Annotated in this window: 1 protein-coding gene; it reads left to right on the top strand. The window is 61.7% G+C overall.

Annotated features, from left to right (window positions below):
• Positions 1–74: 74 nt before the first annotated feature.
• On the top strand, positions 75–449 hold the full coding sequence (locus I6F36_RS38680; RefSeq protein ID WP_225173261.1) for a hypothetical protein: 375 nt from the start codon (positions 75–77) through the stop codon (positions 447–449).
• Positions 450–465 lie beyond the last annotated feature (16 nt).

Below are 465 nucleotides of genomic sequence, written 5' to 3'. Positions count from 1 at the left end.
GCGCGCCGTCGCGTCAGATGAAGGGTCGCTCAGATGCGGGCGCGACGCGGCTAGATCAAATGGAGTGAATAGTGATGCGTTCGATCGTGGCAGCCAAACTGGAAGAAGGCCGAATTCGTCGCGGCCGCTATGGTAGCGACGAAAGCTATGGGTTGACCGGCGCGTTTGTGATCCAGGGACCGCGCGGCGCGGAGCTGCGGATCATGTCGTCCAGCGGTGATGGCTGGGAGCATGTCTCGGTCTCAATATCGTGGCGCTGCCCGAACTGGGAGGAGATGGCTTACGTCAAAAGCCTGTTCTGGGATGAGGAGGAGTGCGTGATGCAGTTGCACCCGCCGCGCTCGCAATACGTCAACTGTCATCCCTATTGCCTGCACCTGTGGCGGCCGCTCGCCGAGGCGATTCCGATGCCCGATCCGATCATGGTGGGGCCACGCTTGGAGGGCTGAATGAGCAGGTCCACAC

The sequence above is a fragment of the Bradyrhizobium sp. BRP19 genome, assembly GCF_020194195.1.
Taxonomy (GTDB): domain Bacteria; phylum Pseudomonadota; class Alphaproteobacteria; order Rhizobiales; family Xanthobacteraceae; genus Bradyrhizobium; species Bradyrhizobium yuanmingense.
Note: the sequence above shows the minus strand (reverse complement) of the source record. Positions and strands in the feature narration are given on the sequence as shown.

Bases quoted from the DNA above. Each gene is read 5' to 3' on its own strand.
- I6F36_RS38680 (WP_225173261.1), top strand. From the start codon at position 75: ATGCGTTCGATCGTGGCAGCCAAACTGGAAGAAGGCCGAATTCGTCGC.